At 56.4% G+C, this 18,728-nt stretch carries 14 protein-coding genes and 1 tRNA gene; 14 read left to right on the forward strand and 1 reads right to left on the reverse strand.

The genetic code is table 11. From position 1 onward, the window contains the following. The 10 genes from C8029_RS12585 to rpoC form a co-directional block, all read left to right on the forward strand. Positions 1–256: EF-Tu C-terminal domain-related protein (locus tag C8029_RS12585; protein WP_502707598.1), on the forward strand; the 256-nt coding region annotated here is incomplete at its 5' end. 354 nt (positions 257–610) lie between these two features. Beyond that, a tRNA-Trp gene (locus C8029_RS12590) sits at positions 611–686 on the forward strand. Between the two features lie 157 nt (positions 687–843). After that, on the forward strand, positions 844–1,044 hold the full coding sequence (gene secE / locus C8029_RS12595; RefSeq protein WP_009574242.1) for a preprotein translocase subunit SecE: 201 nt from the start codon (positions 844–846) through the stop codon (positions 1,042–1,044). Positions 1,045–1,283: 239 nt separating this feature from the next. Further along, complete coding sequence (gene nusG, locus C8029_RS12600; RefSeq protein ID WP_009574243.1) at positions 1,284–1,817, forward strand: transcription termination/antitermination protein NusG; 534 nt, start codon at positions 1,284–1,286, stop codon at positions 1,815–1,817. A gap of 127 nt (positions 1,818–1,944) precedes the next feature. Continuing rightward, entirely contained in the window at positions 1,945–2,370 is a 426-nt protein-coding gene (gene rplK, locus C8029_RS12605) for a 50S ribosomal protein L11 (protein WP_009574244.1), read from the forward strand. Continuing rightward, positions 2,370–3,068: a 50S ribosomal protein L1 gene (rplA, locus tag C8029_RS12610; RefSeq protein WP_009574245.1), complete on the forward strand. Its 699-nt coding sequence runs from the start codon at positions 2,370–2,372 to the stop codon at positions 3,066–3,068. Before rplK ends, rplA begins: the two co-directional genes overlap by 1 nt. A gap of 419 nt (positions 3,069–3,487) precedes the next feature. Beyond that, the gene (rplJ, locus tag C8029_RS12615) at positions 3,488–4,003 is read left to right on the forward strand and encodes a 50S ribosomal protein L10 (RefSeq protein WP_009574246.1); all 516 of its coding nucleotides are present in this window, start codon (positions 3,488–3,490) and stop codon (positions 4,001–4,003) included. Positions 4,004–4,072: 69 nt separating this feature from the next. Further along, entirely contained in the window at positions 4,073–4,447 is a 375-nt protein-coding gene (gene rplL / locus C8029_RS12620) for a 50S ribosomal protein L7/L12 (protein WP_009574247.1), read from the forward strand. Positions 4,448–4,702: 255 nt separating this feature from the next. Beyond that, positions 4,703–8,839: a DNA-directed RNA polymerase subunit beta gene (gene rpoB, locus C8029_RS12625; protein ID WP_009574248.1), complete on the forward strand. Its 4,137-nt coding sequence runs from the start codon at positions 4,703–4,705 to the stop codon at positions 8,837–8,839. 54 nt (positions 8,840–8,893) lie between these two features. Next, positions 8,894–13,132, forward strand: a complete 4,239-nt coding sequence (gene rpoC / locus C8029_RS12630; RefSeq protein ID WP_009574249.1) for a DNA-directed RNA polymerase subunit beta' — start codon at positions 8,894–8,896, stop codon at positions 13,130–13,132. Between the two features lie 99 nt (positions 13,133–13,231). Here rpoC and C8029_RS12635 read toward each other — a convergent pair whose 3' ends face one another. Then, positions 13,232–14,227 (reverse strand): glycosyltransferase family 2 protein, encoded by a 996-nt coding sequence (locus C8029_RS12635; protein WP_152003003.1) that lies wholly within the window; start codon positions 14,225–14,227, stop codon positions 13,232–13,234. Between the two features lie 212 nt (positions 14,228–14,439). Here C8029_RS12635 and C8029_RS12640 point away from each other — a divergent pair, with 212 nt between their 5' ends. From C8029_RS12640 to fusA, 4 genes are all read left to right on the forward strand, one after another. Further along, positions 14,440–15,339 carry a DMT family transporter gene (locus C8029_RS12640; RefSeq protein WP_009574251.1) on the forward strand — a complete coding sequence of 300 codons (900 nt, stop codon included), beginning with the start codon at positions 14,440–14,442 and terminating at the stop codon, positions 15,337–15,339. Positions 15,340–15,631: 292 nt separating this feature from the next. Then, positions 15,632–16,003, forward strand: coding sequence for a 30S ribosomal protein S12 (gene rpsL, locus C8029_RS12645; protein WP_005621086.1), 372 nt, complete (start codon positions 15,632–15,634; stop codon positions 16,001–16,003). 12 nt (positions 16,004–16,015) lie between these two features. Then, positions 16,016–16,486, forward strand: coding sequence for a 30S ribosomal protein S7 (gene rpsG / locus C8029_RS12650; protein ID WP_009574252.1), 471 nt, complete (start codon positions 16,016–16,018; stop codon positions 16,484–16,486). Between the two features lie 26 nt (positions 16,487–16,512). Continuing rightward, positions 16,513–18,639: an elongation factor G gene (fusA, locus tag C8029_RS12655; RefSeq protein ID WP_009574253.1), complete on the forward strand. Its 2,127-nt coding sequence runs from the start codon at positions 16,513–16,515 to the stop codon at positions 18,637–18,639. Positions 18,640–18,728 lie beyond the last annotated feature (89 nt).

An 18,728-nucleotide genomic window follows, 5' to 3' on the forward strand; every position in this document is an offset into this window, starting at 1 on the left:
CATCTTGACCAAGGAAGAGGGCGGCCGTCACACGCCGTTCTTCGCAAACTACCGTCCGCAGTTCTACTTCCGCACCACTGACGTGACCGGGACTGTTGTTTTGCCTGAGGGCACCGAAATGGTGATGCCGGGCGACAACTTGAAGTTCAACGTTGAACTGATCGCCCCGATCGCGATGGAAGAAGGCCTGCGCTTCGCCATCCGCGAAGGTGGCCGCACGGTCGGTTCCGGCGTTGTGTCGAAGATCGTCGAGTAAACGAGACGATCCCGAGACGCACTGACAAAGCTGTGTCGAAGATCGTCGAGTAAGATCGCATAGAAAGGCCTCGCAAAAGCGGGGCCTTTTTGTTTGGAGGCGCGCCCGTGCGGCTCCGATGGAGAGCAGTCACGCTCAGGAATCGTCAGCTAGATCTAAGGGCGTTCTGAATGATCATCAAAGCCAGCCCGTGCATCTCTTTATGAAATCGAGGCCCCAATGAGCGCATGTTGTACGCGCGCTTTGCGGCCTTTTGGATGGGTGTATTGAACAGAACAGCAGTGCCTTTTCACCGCAATCGACTTTTTCGACTTGCAAAGCGAGCGCGCCTTTCGTATTTCCCACCTCGGCCTTAGGGGTATAGCTCAGTTGGTAGAGCGACGGTCTCCAAAACCGTAGGCCCACAGTTCGAGTCTGTGTGCCCCTGCCACTTCCCATCTATGTCGTTCATCGCCTGCCGTCAGTGCGTGCTCCGCCTGAAAGACGGCACCGGGACAGGCCTGGCTCTGTCTTTCGTGCCTTCGGGGTTGAAATCCGTTCCGCTGTGGCGTAGATGCGCCAAGACCAAGAGAGTTCAGGACATCACAATGGCCACGAAAACAAATCCGCTTCAGTTCATTCAGCAAGTTCGCGCTGAGGTGACCAAGATCGTCTGGCCGACCCGCCGCGAGGTCTTGTTGACCACGATGATGGTGTTCGTGATGGCCGCCCTCGTGGGGACGTTCTTCTTCCTCGTTGATCTCGGCATCCGCTTTGGCCTTCAGGGCTTTTTGAGCCTCTTTGGCTAATATGCCGCCGTCGCATTCGTGATCCTTGCGTGCAATGTCTGTATGCGGGCGCGGGGCGATCTGAGCGTCTAAAGGGTTGAACTCACGCGCTCGACGCTATAGAGCGGGCGCAATCTTCCGGACGGGCGTGCAACGATTCGAGTTGCGCGCCGCTTTATTGTTCCGGGGCGAGCACATATGTGCATGACATTTAACGACATCCGGCCCGAAGGGTTGGAGCAAAAAAAGGCAAAAGCACCATGGCGAAGCGTTGGTACTCGGTGAGCGTTCTCTCGAACTTCGAGAAAAAAATCGCCGAAGCGATCCGGACTGCCGTGGAAGAAAAAGGCCTTCAGGATCAGATCGAAGAAGTTTTGGTGCCGACCGAAGAGGTCATCGAAGTGCGCCGGGGCAAAAAGGTGACCGTTGAGCGGCGTTTCATGCCGGGCTATGTGCTCGTGCGGATGGAAATGACCGACCAGGGCTATCACCTGATCAACTCGATCAACCGGGTGACCGGGTTCTTGGGCTCTTTTGGCAAGCCGATGCCGATGCGCGATTCTGAAGTCGAGGCCATCCTTGGTCGCGTCGAAGAGGGTGCGGAAGCGCCGCGCAACACCATCACCTTCGAAGTGGGTGAACAGGTGTCCGTGGGCGAAGGCGCATTCGAAGGCTTTGACGGCATGGTCGAAGAAGTCGACGAAGCCAGCCAGCGCCTCAAAGTGTCGGTGTCGATCTTTGGCCGGGCCACCCCGGTCGAATTGGAATTCACTCAGGTCAATAAACGGCCCTGAATGACGTTGCATCCCTAGGGTGTGACATTCTTGTGGGAGAGGCGGGGCGCGCGCGTTCCAAGTCAGACCACACAACATAAGTTCCTTATGAGACGCGTCTTATGGGGGTTGGAAAAGGAAAAAGCCAATGGCAAAAAAACTCGTGGGCAGCCTCAAGCTGCAAGTGCCCGCAGGCAAAGCAAACCCGTCCCCGCCCGTGGGTCCGGCGCTTGGTCAGCGCGGCATCAACATCATGGAATTCTGTAAGGCGTTCAACGCCAAGACACAGGACATGGAGCCCGGCGCGCCGTGCCCGACCGTGATCACCTACTATCAGGACAAGTCCTTCACCATGGACATCAAGACGTCCCCGGCGTCCTACTTCCTGAAAAAAGCGGCAAAACTGACCTCTGGTTCCAAAACCCCGGGTCGTACGTCTGCCGGCACCGTGACCTTGGCTCAGGTGCGTGAGATCGCTGAAGCGAAAATGAAAGACCTGAACGCAAACGACGTCGAAGCGGCGATGAAAATCATCCTCGGCTCTGCACGTTCCATGGGCATCGAGGTGAAGTAATGGCTAAGTTTGGTAAACGCACCGTTGCAGCCCGTGCAGCATTTGCAGGCAAAGAAAACATCACCGTTGAAGACGCCGTGGCATTGGTCAAATCCAACGCAACCGCAAAATTTGACGAAACCGTCGAAATCGCGCTGAACCTCGGTGTTGATCCGCGTCACGCAGACCAAATGGTTCGCGGCGTTGTGACCTTGCCGAACGGCACTGGTAAAACCGTCCGTGTGGCCGTGTTTGCCCGTGGCCCGAAAGCAGACGAAGCCACCGCCGCAGGCGCTGACATCGTTGGTGCAGAGGATTTGATGGAGACCATTCAGTCTGGCAAAATCGAGTTCGATCGTTGCATTGCAACCCCGGACATGATGCCGATCGTGGGTCGCCTTGGTAAAATCCTTGGTCCGCGCAACCTGATGCCGAACCCGAAAATTGGCACCGTAACCATGGACGTGAAAGCGGCCGTGGAAGCAGCCAAAGGCGGCGAAGTTCAGTTCAAAGCAGAGAAAGCCGGCGTTGTGCACGCAGGCGTTGGCAAAGCCTCCTTCTCCGCCGAGCAACTGGCCGAAAACATCCGCGCTTTCGTGGATGCGGTTCAAAAAGCCAAGCCGACCGGCGCAAAAGGCGCCTACATGCGTAAAGTGTCTGTGTCCTCTTCGATGGGCCCGGGCGTTTCCATCGCTGTGGACTCCGCGACTGGGAATTGATTTTCGCTCTGGCGGACATTGAATAAGATTTGAAAGGCGCTCCTTTGGGGGCGCCTTTTGTCTATGTCCTTTTGGCTATGTTGAGCGCGCGCGGGTTTTCGGCTAAACTTTTCTCATGTGGTGGCGTGTCCGGGATGTGTGTCTCAGGCACTTCACCCCCTTGCTCTCTCTCTTAATTCCATCTAAACCGCTTCATGCAACCCAGCGTGCGATTCGTCGTGCGCTGTTTTGCGTTTCGTCCAAGACGGTGGGTCGAGGGGTTTCTCTCTATAATTCCTGCCTGAGACGGGAAGACGACAAGTTTCTCCGAGGGCTTGACCTCGGGCGACTTTGGCGCAGCCCGTAACGGACTTCGTGCCGGTTATGCCGGTAGAATTGAGCCGGGAGGGCGCTTTCTCTCCCATACTTGGAGTAAAACTGTGGATAGAGCACAAAAAGAAAAAATGGTCGACGAGCTCGGCCAAATCTTTGACAGCTCTGGCGTCGTTGTGGTTGCCCACTACGAAGGTCTCACGGTTGCTCAGATGCAGGACCTGCGCGCGCGTATGCGTGAAGTTGGTGGGTCCGTTCGCGTTGCCAAGAACAAGCTCGCCAAAATCGCCCTTGAAGGAAAGCCTTGCGCAAGCCTTGCTGATTTCCTGACGGGTATGACCGTTCTCACCTATTCGGAAGACCCTGTGGCTGCGGCCAAGGTTGCCGATGCCTATGCCAAAGATAACGAAAAATTCGTGATCCTTGGCGGTGCAATGGGTGAGACCGCTCTCGACGTTGACGGTGTGAAGGCCGTTGCGAAAATGCCGTCCCGCGAGGAGCTTATTGCTTCCATCGTTGGCTGTATTGGCGCACCTGCTTCCAACATCGCTGGCGCGATTGGCGCACCTGCTTCGAACATCGCGAGCATCCTGTCTACAATTGAAGACAAGGCTGCTGCATAAGCAATCAGAGACCGACGTGGTTGTAAACACACGCGTTGGAACACATCTTAAACGAACGGAAACAGTACAATGGCTGATCTGAAGAAACTTGCAGAAGAGATCGTGGGTCTCACCCTTCTCGAAGCACAAGAACTGAAAACCATCCTCAAAGACGAGTATGGCATCGAGCCCGCCGCTGGCGGCGCTGTGATGATGGCTGGCCCGGCAGACGCCGGTGGCGCAGCCGCTGAAGAGCAAACCGAATTCGACGTCGTCCTCAAAGACGCCGGCGCATCCAAAATCAACGTGATCAAAGAAGTCCGCGGCATCACCGGCCTGGGCCTCAAAGAAGCAAAAGATCTCGTTGAAGCTGGCGGCAAAATCAAAGAAGGCGTTGCCAAAGCTGAAGCTGACGAAATCAAAGCCAAGCTGGAAGCAGCTGGCGCGACTGTCGAGCTGGCCTAATCGCCTTTGGCCCTTATGGGCCGAACAAAATAATGGCTGGACCCGAGATTTCTTGGGTCCAGCTTAACCTGTCTTAGAAAGGGCCTTTCGCAGATTTGCGGGGAAAGGGCGTTTTCTCAGGAGAGGTTCAGCGGTCGGGAGCCCCCTTTGGGACGGGGGCAGGAATAGACCGAACATCTCTGTTTCGTCAGGGCACTTCCACCGGCGCCCACCGGAGGCTGTGGCTCGCGAAAATTCGAAAGGTAAAGACGCGCAATGGCTTCGACCTTCCTTGGCCAGAAACGGCTCCGCAAGTACTACGGCAAAATTCGTGAAGTGCTTGAAATGCCGAACCTCATCGAGGTTCAGAAATCTTCTTACGATCTTTTCCTCAAATCCGGCGACAGCCCCGTCCCCTTGGACGGCGAAGGCATCAAAGGTGTTTTCCAATCGGTGTTCCCGATCAAGGATTTCAATGAGACGGCCGTGCTTGAGTTCGTCAAATACGAGCTTGAAAAACCGAAATATGACGTTGAAGAATGTCAACAGCGCGACATGACCTACGCGGCCCCGCTGAAGGTCACGCTGCGTCTCATCGTGTTTGATGTGGACGAAGACACCGGCGCAAAATCGGTCAAAGACATCAAAGAACAAGACGTGTTCATGGGCGATATGCCCCTGATGACCCCGAACGGCACCTTCGTCGTCAACGGCACCGAGCGCGTGATCGTGTCCCAGATGCACCGCTCCCCGGGCGTGTTCTTTGACCACGACAAAGGCAAAACCCACTCTTCGGGTAAACTTTTGTTCGCCTGCCGCATTATTCCCTACCGCGGCTCCTGGCTCGACTTCGAGTTCGACGCCAAAGACATCGTCTTTGCGCGTATCGACCGCCGCCGCAAACTCCCGGTCACCACGCTGCTTTACGCGCTGGGTCTCGATCAGGAGGCAATTTGTGACGCCTATTACAACACCGTCGATTACAAGCTTGAGAAGAACAAGGGTTGGGTGACCAAGTTCTTCCCCGAGCGTGTGCGCGGCACACGTCCGGCTTACGATTTGGTGGATGCTGATACCGGCGAAATCATTTGCAAAGCCGGCGATAAAATGACCCCGCGTGCGGTCAAGAAAATCCTCGACGAAGGCACGATCACCAATCTTTTGGTGCCGTTTGATAACATCCTCGGCAAATACTCCGCCAAGGACATCATCAACGAAACCACAGGTGCGATCTATGTCGAAGCGGGTGACGAGATCACCTATGAATTCGACAAAGACGGCTCCGTCATTGGCGGCACGTTGAAAGATTTGTTGGACGCGGGCATCACCGAGATTCCGGTGCTCGACATCGACGGGATCAATGTCGGTCCATACATCCGCAACACCATGGCGGCAGATAAAAACATGAACCGCGAAACCGCGCTCATGGACATCTACCGCGTGATGCGTCCGGGTGAACCGCCGACCGTTGATGCGGCCTCTGGCCTGTTCGACACCTTGTTCTTTGACTCTGAGCGCTACGACCTTTCGGCCGTGGGTCGCGTCAAAATGAACATGCGTCTTGACCTTGATGCCGAAGACACACAACGCACCCTGCGTCGCGAAGACATTGTTGCCTGTATCAAGGCGCTGGTTGAGCTGCGCGATGGTCGTGGCGACATCGACGATATTGACCACTTGGGCAACCGTCGTGTGCGTTCCGTTGGCGAGCTGATGGAAAACCAGTACCGCGTTGGCCTGCTCCGCATGGAGCGCGCGATCAAAGAACGCATGTCCTCGGTCGAGATCGACACGGTCATGCCGCAAGACCTGATCAACGCCAAACCGGCTGCTGCTGCGGTGCGCGAATTCTTCGGCTCCTCGCAGTTGTCGCAGTTCATGGACCAAACCAACCCGCTCTCCGAAGTGACGCACAAACGTCGTCTTTCGGCGCTTGGGCCGGGCGGTTTGACCCGCGAACGAGCTGGCTTTGAAGTGCGTGACGTTCACATCACGCATTACGGTCGGATGTGTCCGATTGAGACTCCCGAGGGTCCGAACATTGGTCTGATCAACTCGTTGGCCACCTTTGCCCGTGTCAACAAATACGGTTTCATCGAAACCCCGTACCGTCGTGTGACCGACGGTCAGGTGACCGACGAAGTGCAGTATATGTCCGCGACCGAAGAAATGCGTCACACCGTGGCACAGGCCAACGCATCGCTTGATGCAAACGGCAAATTCACCGACGATCTGGTGTCCACCCGTCAGTCGGGCGAGCACGCGCTGAACACGCCGGCCAATGTCGATCTCATCGACGTGTCGCCGAAACAGCTGGTTTCTGTGGCGGCCGCTTTGATCCCGTTCCTTGAAAACGACGACGCCAACCGCGCTCTCATGGGCTCGAACATGCAACGTCAGGCTGTGCCGCTGTTGCGCGCAGAAGCGCCGCTGGTCGGCACTGGGATGGAAGGCAAAGTCGCCATCGACTCCGGCGCTGCGATTCAGGCGAAACGCGCGGGCGTGATCGACCAAGTCGACGCAACCCGTATCGTTGTGCGCGCCACCGCCGATCTGGAGCCGGGCGATCCGGGTGTGGACATCTATCGTCTGCGCAAGTTCCAGCGCTCGAACCAAAACACCTGTATCAACCAGCGTCCGCTGGTGAATGTGGGCCAATCGGTTGGCAAAGGCGAAGTCATTGCGGATGGCCCGTCCACCGATATGGGCGAGCTGGCTTTGGGTAAAAACGTGATGGTCGCGTTTATGCCTTGGAATGGCTACAACTACGAAGACTCCATCCTGATCTCCGAGCGCATCTCGCGTGACGACGTCTTCACCTCGGTTCACATCGAGGAATTCGAAGTCGCCGCCCGTGACACCAAGCTTGGGCCGGAAGAGATCACCCGCGACATCCCGAACGTCGGCGAGGAAGCTCTGCGCAACTTGGATGAAGCCGGGATCGTGTACATCGGTGCTCACGTTGAGCCGGGTGACATTCTCGTTGGTAAAATCACACCGAAGGGCGAAAGCCCGATGACGCCGGAAGAGAAACTCCTGCGCGCCATCTTTGGTGAGAAAGCCTCCGACGTGCGTGACACCTCGCTGCGGGTGAAGCCGGGCGACTACGGGACGATCGTGGAAGTGCGCGTCTTCAACCGCCATGGTGTGGAAAAAGACGAACGTTCCGTGCAGATCGAGCGTGAGGAAATCGAACGCCTCGCACGCGACCGTGACGATGAGATGGTCATCCTCGACCGCAACATCTATGCGCGTCTCAAGACCATGATCATGGGTAAGGTTGCCGTCAAAGGTCCGAAGGGCGTGAAGCCCGGCGTGATCATCGACGAAGATCTGTTGTCGCAACTGTCCAAGGGTCAGTGGTGGCAGCTTGCGCTTGAAGACGAAGACGATGCCACCATCGTTGAGGCTTTGAACGCACAGTACGAAGCTCAGAAACGGGCTCTTGAGCACCGTTTTGAAGACAAGGTCGAAAAAGTCCGTCGTGGCGACGATCTTCCGCCGGGCGTGATGAAAATGGTCAAAGTCTTTATCGCCGTGAAGCGTAAGCTTCAGCCGGGTGATAAAATGGCCGGTCGTCACGGCAACAAAGGTGTGATTTCGCGCGTGGTTCCGATGGAGGACATGCCGTTCCTCGAAGACGGGACCCCGGTCGATTTCTGTTTGAACCCGCTGGGCGTGCCGTCGCGTATGAACGTTGGTCAGATCCTTGAAACGCACATGGGTTGGGCCGCGCGCGGTCTGGGCCAACAGGTCGAAGAAGGCCTGCGGGAATACCGTCGCTCTGGCGACATGACCCCGGTGCGGGATGCTCTGAAATTCGTTTATGGCCAGGACGTCTATGACGAAGGCTTTGAACCGATGGAAGATGACGACCTTCTGGAAGCGGCGGGCAACGTGACCCGCGGTGTTCCGATCGCAACGCCGGTTTTCGACGGGGCGAAAGAGGCCGATATCAACGAAGCCTTGGCCAAAGCGGGCTTTGACACCTCTGCGCAATCCATCCTGTTTGATGGCCGCACCGGTGAGCAATTCGCGCGTAAGGTCACGGTGGGCATGAAATACCTGCTGAAACTGCATCACCTTGTGGACGACAAAATCCACGCCCGTTCCACGGGTCCGTACTCGCTTGTCACCCAGCAGCCGCTCGGTGGTAAGGCGCAGTTCGGGGGTCAGCGTTTCGGGGAGATGGAAGTCTGGGCGCTCGAAGCTTACGGCGCCGCCTACACCCTGCAGGAAATGCTTACGGTCAAGTCGGATGACGTGGCCGGCCGTGCCAAGGTCTATGAGTCGATCGTCAAGGGCGAAGACAACTTTGAAGCCGGCGTGCCGGAGAGCTTTAACGTGCTCGTCAAAGAAGTCCGCGGCCTCGGCCTCAACATGGAACTCCTGGATTCGGAGGATGAAGAATAAGGGCTTTGGCCCTTATTCTTCCCCCCTTCCGCGACAATTTGAGGAATTCAAAAGATGAACCAGGAAATCACAGCCAACCCGTTTAATCCGATGGCGCAGCCGACGACCTTTGACGAGATCAAAGTGTCCTTGGCCTCCCCGGAGCGGATTCTGTCGTGGTCCTACGGCGAAATCAAAAAGCCGGAAACCATCAACTACCGGACGTTTAAACCGGAACGTGACGGTCTGTTCTGTGCGCGTATTTTTGGCCCGATCAAAGACTACGAATGTCTGTGCGGCAAATATAAGCGCATGAAATATCGCGGCGTTGTCTGCGAAAAATGTGGTGTGGAAGTCACGCTGCAAAAGGTGCGTCGCGAGCGTATGGGCCATATCGAATTGGCGGCCCCTGTCGCCCATATTTGGTTCTTGAAATCGCTCCCGAGCCGGATCGGCCTCATGCTCGACATGACGCTGCGTGATCTGGAACGCGTGCTGTATTTCGAAAACTACGTTGTGATCGAACCGGGTCTCACCGACCTCACCTACGGTCAGATGATGACCGAAGAAGAGTTCATGGACGCCCAGGATCTCTACGGCATGGACGCATTCGAGGCCGACATCGGTGCCGAAGCGATCCGTAAAATGCTTGGCAACATCGACCTTGAGAGCACCGCGGACCAGCTTCGCGAAGACCTCAAAGAGGCGACTGGCGAGCTGAAACCGAAGAAGATCATCAAGCGTCTGAAGATCGTTGAAAGCTTCCTTGAATCCGGCAACCGCCCGGAGTGGATGATCCTGACCGTGATCCCCGTGATCCCGCCGGAACTCCGCCCGTTGGTGCCGCTCGATGGTGGCCGTTTCGCGACTTCCGATCTCAACGACCTTTACCGTCGTGTGATCAACCGGAACAACCGTCTGAAACGTCTGATCGAACTGCGTGCGCCCGACATCATCGTGCGTAACGAAAAACGGATGTTGCAGGAATCTGTGGATGCGTTGTTCGACAACGGTCGTCGTGGCCGCGTGATCACGGGGGCCAACAAGCGTCCGTTGAAATCGCTCTCCGACATGCTGAAAGGCAAACAGGGTCGTTTCCGTCAAAACCTTTTGGGCAAACGCGTCGATTTCTCCGGTCGTTCGGTCATTGTGACCGGGCCGGAACTGAAGTTGCATCAATGTGGTTTGCCCAAAAAGATGGCGCTCGAACTGTTTAAGCCGTTCATCTACTCGCGTCTTGAAGCCAAAGGTCTGTCTTCCACTGTGAAGCAAGCCAAGAAATTGGTGGAAAAAGAGCGTCCTGAAGTGTGGGACATCCTGGACGAGGTGATCCGCGAACACCCGGTGTTCCTCAACCGTGCGCCGACCTTGCACCGTTTGGGTATTCAGGCGTTCGAACCCACATTGATCGAAGGCAAAGCGATTCAGCTTCACCCGCTCGTCTGTTCGGCCTTTAACGCCGACTTTGACGGCGACCAGATGGCTGTTCACGTGCCGCTGTCACTCGAAGCACAGCTTGAAGCGCGTGTCTTGATGATGTCCACGAACAACGTTCTGTCGCCTGCCAACGGCGCACCGATCATCGTGCCGTCGCAGGATATGATCTTGGGCATTTACTACATCTCGATGGAGCGCGAAGGCATGCAAGGCGAAGGCATGGTCTTCTCCAACATCGACGAGGTGGAATATGCTCTGAGTTCCGGTGCTGTGCATTTGCACGCCAAAGTCACCGCCCGGATCAAACAGATCGACGAGCATGGCCAAGAAGTGTGGAAACGCTTTGAAACCACGCCGGGCCGTTTGCGCCTTGGCGGTCTGTTGCCGCTCAACGCGAAAGCGCCGTTTGACCTGGTCAACCGTCTGTTGCGTAAGAAAGAAGTGCAGCAGGTCATCGACACCGTCTACCGCTATTGCGGTCAGAAAGAGTCGGTTATCTTCTGTGACCAGATCATGTCTTTGGGCTTCAAAGAAGCGTTCAAAGCCGGGATTTCTTTCGGCAAGGACGACATGGTTGTCCCCGACAACAAATGGACGTTGGTCGACGCGACCCGCGATCAGGTGCGCGACTTTGAACAACAGTACATGGACGGCCTGATCACTCAGGGCGAGAAGTACAACAAAGTTGTCGACGCCTGGTCGAAGTGTAACGACAAAGTCACCGAAGCGATGATGTCCACCATCTCGGCCAACAAGCGCGATGAGAATGGCGCCGAAATGGAACCGAACTCGGTGTACATGATGGCCCACTCCGGGGCGCGTGGGTCTGTCACCCAGATGAAACAGCTGGGCGGCATGCGCGGCCTTATGGCGAAACCGTCGGGCGAGATCATCGAAACGCCGATTATCTCGAACTTTAAAGAAGGCCTGACCGTGCTCGAGTACTTTAACTCGACACACGGTGCGCGTAAGGGTCTGTCCGATACGGCGTTGAAAACGGCGAACTCCGGGTATTTGACCCGTCGTCTCGTGGACGTCGCTCAAGACTGTATCGTGCGTCAGGTTGACTGTGGCACCGAATTGGCGATCACCGCCGAAGCGGCTGTCAACGACGGTGAAGTTGTGGCCTCTCTCGCAGAGCGCCTTCTGGGCCGCGTGGCCGCAGAAGACGTGTTGCGTCCGGGCACCGACGAAGTCCTCGTGTCGAAAAACGAACTGATCGACGAACGCAAAGCCGATCTGATCGAAGCCGCCGGGATTGCCTCCATGCGGATGCGCAGCCCGCTGACCTGTGAAGCCGAAGAAGGCGTTTGCGCCATGTGCTATGGTCGCGACCTCGCACGCGGCACCATGGTGAACCAGGGTGAGGCCGTCGGCATCATCGCGGCTCAGTCCATCGGGGAACCGGGCACACAGCTGACGATGCGGACCTTCCACATCGGCGGCGTGGCGCAGGGTGGTCAGCAGTCGTTCCAGGAAGCCAACCAAGAAGGCAAAGCGTTGTTCCGCAATGCCATGCTGCTTGAAAACAAACATGGCGAGAAAATCGTCATGGGTCGGAACATGCAGTTGGTGATCGTGGACGATCAAGGCGTGGAACGGGCGTCCTACAAACTCGGCTATGGCACGAAAGTGTTTGCCGAAGAGGGCAAAATGATTGCCCGTGGCGACAAGCTGTTTGAATGGGACCCCTACACCCTTCCGATCATCGCGGAAAAAGGCGGTAAGGCGAAATTCGTCGATCTCATCTCGGGTCTTTCGGTCCGTGACGACACCGATGATGCCACCGGCATGACCCAGAAAATCGTGACCGATTGGCGCTCTGTGCCGAAAGGTGGCGATCTGAAGCCTGAGATCCTGATCCTTGGCGAAGACGGCGAACCGGTCCGCAATGATGTGGGCAACCCGGTGACCTATCTGATGTCCGTGGATGCGGTTCTCTCGATCGAAGACGGTCAGGACATTCAGGCCGGTGACGTTGTGGCGCGTATTCCGCGCGAAGGCGCGAAGACCAAGGACATCACCGGTGGTCTGCCGCGTGTGGCCGAGCTCTTTGAAGCCCGTCGTCCGAAAGATCACGCGATCATCGCGGAGATTGACGGCTATGTGCGCTTTGGCAAGGACTACAAAAACAAACGCCGCATCTCGATCGAACCGTCGGATGAGACCAAGGAACCCGTCGAGTACATGGTGCCGAAAGGCAAGCACATCCCTGTGGCCGAAGGTGACTTCGTTCAGAAGGGTGACTACATCATGGACGGCAACCCGGCGCCGCATGACATTCTGGCGATTATGGGTGTCGAGGCTCTGGCTGTGTACATGATCGACGAGGTGCAGGAGGTCTATCGTCTGCAAGGCGTGAAGATCAACGACAAGCACATCGAAGTCATCGTGCGTCAGATGTTGCAGAAATGGGAAATCCTCGACTCCGGGGAAACCACGTTGCTCAAAGGCGAAGCTGTGGACAAGGCCGAGTTTGACGAAGCCAACGCCAAAGCCGAGTCCAAAGGCGGCCGTCCGGCGAAAGGTCAGCCGATCCTCTTGGGGATCACCAAGGCGTCCTTGCAAACCCGGTCGTTCATCTCTGCCGCGTCGTTCCAGGAAACCACCCGCGTGCTCACCGAAGCCTCTGTTCAGGGCAAACGTGACAAGTTGGTTGGTCTCAAAGAGAACATCATCGTCGGTCGCTTGATCCCGGCTGGTACGGGTGGCGCAACCAAACGCGTCCGCCGTATTGCTCAAGAGCGCGACAATGTTGTGATCGAGGAAGCCCGTGCAGAAGCGGAAGCCGCCGCACAACTTGCCGCTCCGGTGATGGATGTGATGGGTGACGAGGCCGAAAGCCTGATGGTCGAAACCCCCGAAGGTCAAGAATAAGCCTGTCTCCATATGATTTAAAAAGAGGCCCCTCGCAGAGATGCGGGGGGCCTTTTTATGATCTCAATGCGCGCCGGAGAGGCATGTGCCTATGGGGGGTCAGCCCAGTTTGTTCTTTTCACGCTGATGATGACGCCAACGCAGATCCGCCTTTGGATCGCGGTCATTTTGCTTTGCGAGGGCCTCAAGGTAATCCATACAACAGCGATGATGCAGCCGCATCACCCCCGGAACAGCGCTGACCTCGGCATAAGCGCTCTCAAAACGCGGCGCGTATTTCAGCGCTCTCTCATCGGGTTCATCATTGCGATTCTTGTCGCGGAAAAACCGCATGGTGTAGCGGTCGCGATTGGCCGCCGAGGACGGTTTGTTCATCTTCAGGGCGAAGCTTTCATAGGTGCGGGTGATGTAATGATTGAGCTGCGCAAACTCGTGGGTGATCCATTGCGGTTTTGTGTACTGGACTGAGCCCTCGGGATCATACCGGCGCATGGTCACCCCATCGCAGCGCTTCATCAGGTTGGGCGGCTGCCCCCAAGGCGACTCACCCAGCCATCCCCTTGGCGCATGAATCCCGATATGACGAAAATCCTGCGGCCAGCGGATCAACGTTTTGAAGAATATGTTGACGGTGTGCAGGGAGGACGCGGCCTTGGTAAAGCTGCGATGCGTAAACTCATCGCACCACTCATCGCCGCCACTGTCGCCAAAACATTTCCAATGCACGGCGATGGCATGGGTCTCAGCCATATCATACTGAGCGATCAGATTATGGATCGTGCCATCGCCGACATGGACCACCAAGAACTCATCAACATCAATATTGAACACCCATTCCGCCGCCTGCACCCGAGGCAGGGTTTTCATCAATTTCAAAGCGGTGCGTTTTATCGGCACGGAGGGCGTGGGGTTGTAACGAACTGCGGTGATGAGCCCGGCCTGATCAAGTGCTTTGAGCAGAGCAGGGGAGTGATCCGTACAATCATTGTAGAGAATGATCATATGGTCGAAGCCGAGCATACGATACCAAGCCACCCATTCCAAAATGAACGGACCCTCATTGCGCATCGTCGTCAGGACAAGTTTTTCACCCACGTTTGTCACCCAAATCTACTACTGATTTACCACCGACGTTCCATCCCGCCTGTGCACCTTCGCATAATGCACAGTACAGCCTGTGCCACAACGACGAGAGCTGCCAATGTGACGAGAGGACAAGTTTTCCTTTCTGCATCGTGTCAGCAATGATAGCGCAGGATCAAACGGATCGATCCACCCCTCGCCAAAGCCAAAGAACCTCCTGCACCATGACGAAACTCTCCGACAATACCCGTGGCGCCATTCTCATGGCCCTGTCGATGGCGGCCTTTACCACCAACGACAGCTTCATGAAGGGGCTCCTGGAAGAAATCCCGCTGTTGCAGGCACTGACCCTGCGCGGGCTTCTGAATATCGCGATGATCTTGGTGATCCTGCCGGTGTTCATCGGGCCGGTGCGGTTTGATCTAAGCCGCAAGGACTGGATGTTTACGCTGCTGCGCGCTGGGGCTGAGGTCGGCGCATCGTTCTCCTTTCTCACGGCCATCACCCATATCCCCTTGGCCAATGCCACCGCGATCATGCAAACCCTGCCGCTGTCCATCACGGTGGTCGGCGCGCTTGTGTTCAAAGATCAATTGGGTTGGCGTCGCCTCGTGGCGATTCTGATCGGCTTTTGTGGCGTACTATTGATTGTGAAACCCGGTGGAGAAGGCTTTAGCGCGCAGGGGCTTTGGGCCGTTCTGGGCATGGGGTTTGTCACTGTGCGTGACCTCTCGGTGCGTGCCATTTCCCAAAATGCGCCAACCGCAACTGTGACCTTTGCTGCTGTGGCCGCGGTCACTGTTGTGGCGGGGGGATTGTCGTTTGGGTCGCAGTGGCAACCGCTCTCGACGCTGGGTTACGTTCAACTCTTGGGGACGTCGGGATTTGTCATCATTGGCTATGTGCTTTCCGTCACGGTGATGCGCGTGGGCGAGATTTCCTTTGTCTCGCCGTTTCGCTATACTGCGCTGATCTGGGCTTTGTTGATCGGACTTTTTGCCTTTGGCGAATGGCCGGACCTTTGGGCGCTCATCGGGGCAGGGATCATTGCCACCACGGGCATTTACACCGTGCTACGCGAGGCGCGGTTGCGGCAGAAGGCGGATGGCCCCGTCAAACGTTGACCACCGGTTGACAAGGCGGACGACTCTCCATATACCGCGCGACATCCGGCTAAGGGGGGTCTCCCCGTTTGTGCCGAGTTCTAAATCGTAGTGGCCAAGATCTGAGCAATTTAAGGCGCTCTGATCCTCTGGGAACTCACCGCGTCGTTCACCTCGGAATGGGAACGATTGCGGGTTTTTGTGTTACGCATTTGCGTGATGCTGGAAATTCGAAATCGCCCCGGCACGGGCTCAAGGTTTACGCCTGAGGTCACCGTCGCGGCACATAAGTTAGGAAACGGGAAAGAGCCCTATGCCAACGATTCAACAGCTGATCCGCAAACCGCGTCAGCCCAAAGTCAAGCGCTCCAAATCCATGCACCTGGAGCAGTGTCCCCAGAAGCGTGGCGTTTGTACGCGCGTCTACACCACCACACCGAAAAAACCGAACTCCGCTATGCGGAAAGTGGCCAAGGTTCGCCTGACCAACGGTTTCGAAGTGATCAGCTACATCCCCGGTGAAAGCCACAACCTTCAGGAGCACTCTGTGGTTCTGATCCGTGGCGGTCGTGTGAAAGACCTTCCTGGTGTCCGTTATCACATCCTGCGCGGTGTGTTGGATACCCAAGGCGTCAAAGACCGTAAGCAGCGTCGTTCGAAATACGGCGCCAAGCGTCCGAAGTAAGGAGAGACTGGTATGTCCCGTCGTCACGCCGCTGAAAAGCGCGAAGTACTGCCCGACGCCAAATATGGCGATCGCGTGCTGACCAAATTCATGAACAACCTGATGATCGACGGCAAAAAATCCGCCGCCGAGAAAATTGTTTACAACGCGCTGAGCCGCGTGGAAGACAAGCTGAAAAAAGCTCCGGTTGAAGTGTTCCATGAAGCCCTCGACAATGTGAAACCCTCTGTTGAGGTGCGTTCGCGTCGTGTGGGTGGTGCCACCTATCAGGTGCCCGTTGAAGTGCGCGTTGAGCGCCGCGAAGCTCTGGCGATCCGTTGGTTGATCAACGCATCCCGCGCCCGCAACGAAAACACGATGGAAGAGCGTCTTGCCGGTGAACTGCTTGATGCAGTCAACGGTCGCGGTTCCGCCGTGAAAAAACGCGAAGACACGCATAAGATGGCCGACGCAAACAAAGCGTTCAGCCATTATCGCTGGTAATCACTCAGGCCCGTAGGACCGACATCATGGCACGCGAATATCCCCTCGAACGGTACCGCAATTTTGGTATCATGGCGCATATCGACGCAGGTAAAACCACCTGTTCCGAGCGTATCCTTTATTACACCGGCAAATCCCACAACATCGGTGAGGTGCACGATGGTGCAGCCACCATGGACTGGATGGAGCAGGAGCAGGAACGCGGCATCACGATCACCTCAGCTGCGACCACCACGTTCTGGCAGCGTCAGGAAGAGCCGACTGCTGATGCAACTTCCGACACCAAGTTTCGGATGAACATCATCGACACGCCCGGCCACGTTGACTTCACCATCGAAGTTGAACGTTCGCTGGCTGTGCTTGACGGTGCTGTTGCTGTGCTCGACGCCAACGCTGGCGTTGAACCGCAGACCGAAACCGTGTGGCGTCAGGCTGACCGCTACAAAGTTCCGCGCATCGTGTTCGTGAACAAAATGGACAAGATCGGTGCTGACTTCTTCAACTGTGTGAAGATGATCAAAGACCGCACCGGCGCAACCCCGGCTCCGATTCAGATCCCGATTGGGGCTGAAACCGAGCTGGAAGGTATGATCGACCTCGTGACCATGAAAGAATGGGTCTGGGCCGGTGAAGACCTTGGTGCGAGCTGGGAACAGCGCGACATCCGCGACAGCTTGAAAGATCTGGCTGACGAATGGCGTGCAAACCTCATCGAGGTTGCCGTCGAAATGGACGACGACGCCATGGAAAACTACTTGATGGACGGCGCTGAGCCCGACGTGGACACGCTTCGCAGCCTGATCCGCAAAGGCACGCTGGCGATCAAGTTTATTCCGGTTCTCTGCGGGTCTGCGTTTAAAAACAAAGGCGTTCAGCCGCTGTTGAACGCTGTGATCGACTATCTGCCGAGCCCGCTCGACGTTGTGGATTACATGGGCTTCAAACCCGGCGATGAAACGGAAACCCGTGACATCCCGCGTCGTGCCGATGATGACATGGCCTTCTCTGGCCTTGCGTTCAAAATCATGAACGACCCGTTCGTGGGTACGCTCACCTTTACCCGCATCTACTCCGGTAAGATGAACAAAGGCGACAGTATCCTGAACTCGACCAAAGGCAAAAAAGAGCGCGTCGGTCGTATGATGATGATGCACTCCAACAACCGCGAAGAGATCGAAGAAGCCTTCTCCGGCGACATCATCGCTTTGGCTGGCCTCAAAGACACGACCACTGGGGATACCCTGTGTTCTGCTTCTGATCCGGTCGTTCTCGAAACCATGACCTTCCCGGAACCGGTGATCGAGATCGCAGTTGAGCCCAAAACCAAGGGCGACCAAGAGAAAATGTCCGCAGGTCTGGCACGTCTTGCCGCCGAAGACCCGTCCTTCCGTGTGGAGACCGACATTGAGTCCGGTCAAACCATCATGAAAGGCATGGGCGAACTTCACCTCGACATTCTCGTGGATCGTCTGCGCCGTGAGTTCAAGGTCGAAGCGAACATCGGGGCGCCGCAGGTGGCCTATCGTGAAACGATTTCTCACGAAGTCGAACACACCTACACCCACAAGAAACAGTCTGGTGGGTCGGGTCAGTACGCTGAGGTTAAACTCATCATCACTCCGACCGAACCGGGCGAAGGCTTCTCTTTTGAATCCAAAATCGTTGGTGGTGCGGTGCCGAAGGAATACATTCCGGGCGTCGAAAAAGGCATCCGTTCTGTCATGGACTCCGGTCCGTTGGCAGGCTTCCCGGTGATCGACTTTAAAGTGACGTTGATCGACGGTAAGTTCCACGATGTTGACTCCTCGGTGCTTGCGTTCGAAATCGCGGCTCGCATGGGCATGCGCGAAGGTATGCGCAAAGCCGGTGCGAAATTGCTCGAACCGATCATGAAAGTCGAAGTGATCACCCCGGAAGAATACACCGGCGGTATCATTGGCGATCTGACCTCACGTCGCGGTCAGGTACAGGGGCAGGACACCCGCGGTAACGCGATTGCCATCGACTCCTACGTGCCACTGGCCAACATGTTTGGTTACATCAACACGCTGCGTTCCATGTCTTCGGGCCGCGCACAGTTCTCGATGCAGTTCGATCACTACGAAGCTGTGCCGTCGAACATCTCGGAAGAAATTCAGGCGAAGTTCGCCTAACCCACTTCGGGGATCGGGCTTACCCTACAGGGTGGCTTGATCCCCATATCGAATAACAGGAGGCCATAATGGCTAAGGAAAAGTTTGAG

The sequence above is a fragment of the Roseobacter sp. TSBP12 genome, from assembly GCF_009129705.1.
Classification (GTDB): Bacteria; Pseudomonadota; Alphaproteobacteria; order Rhodobacterales; family Rhodobacteraceae; genus Celeribacter; species Celeribacter baekdonensis_A.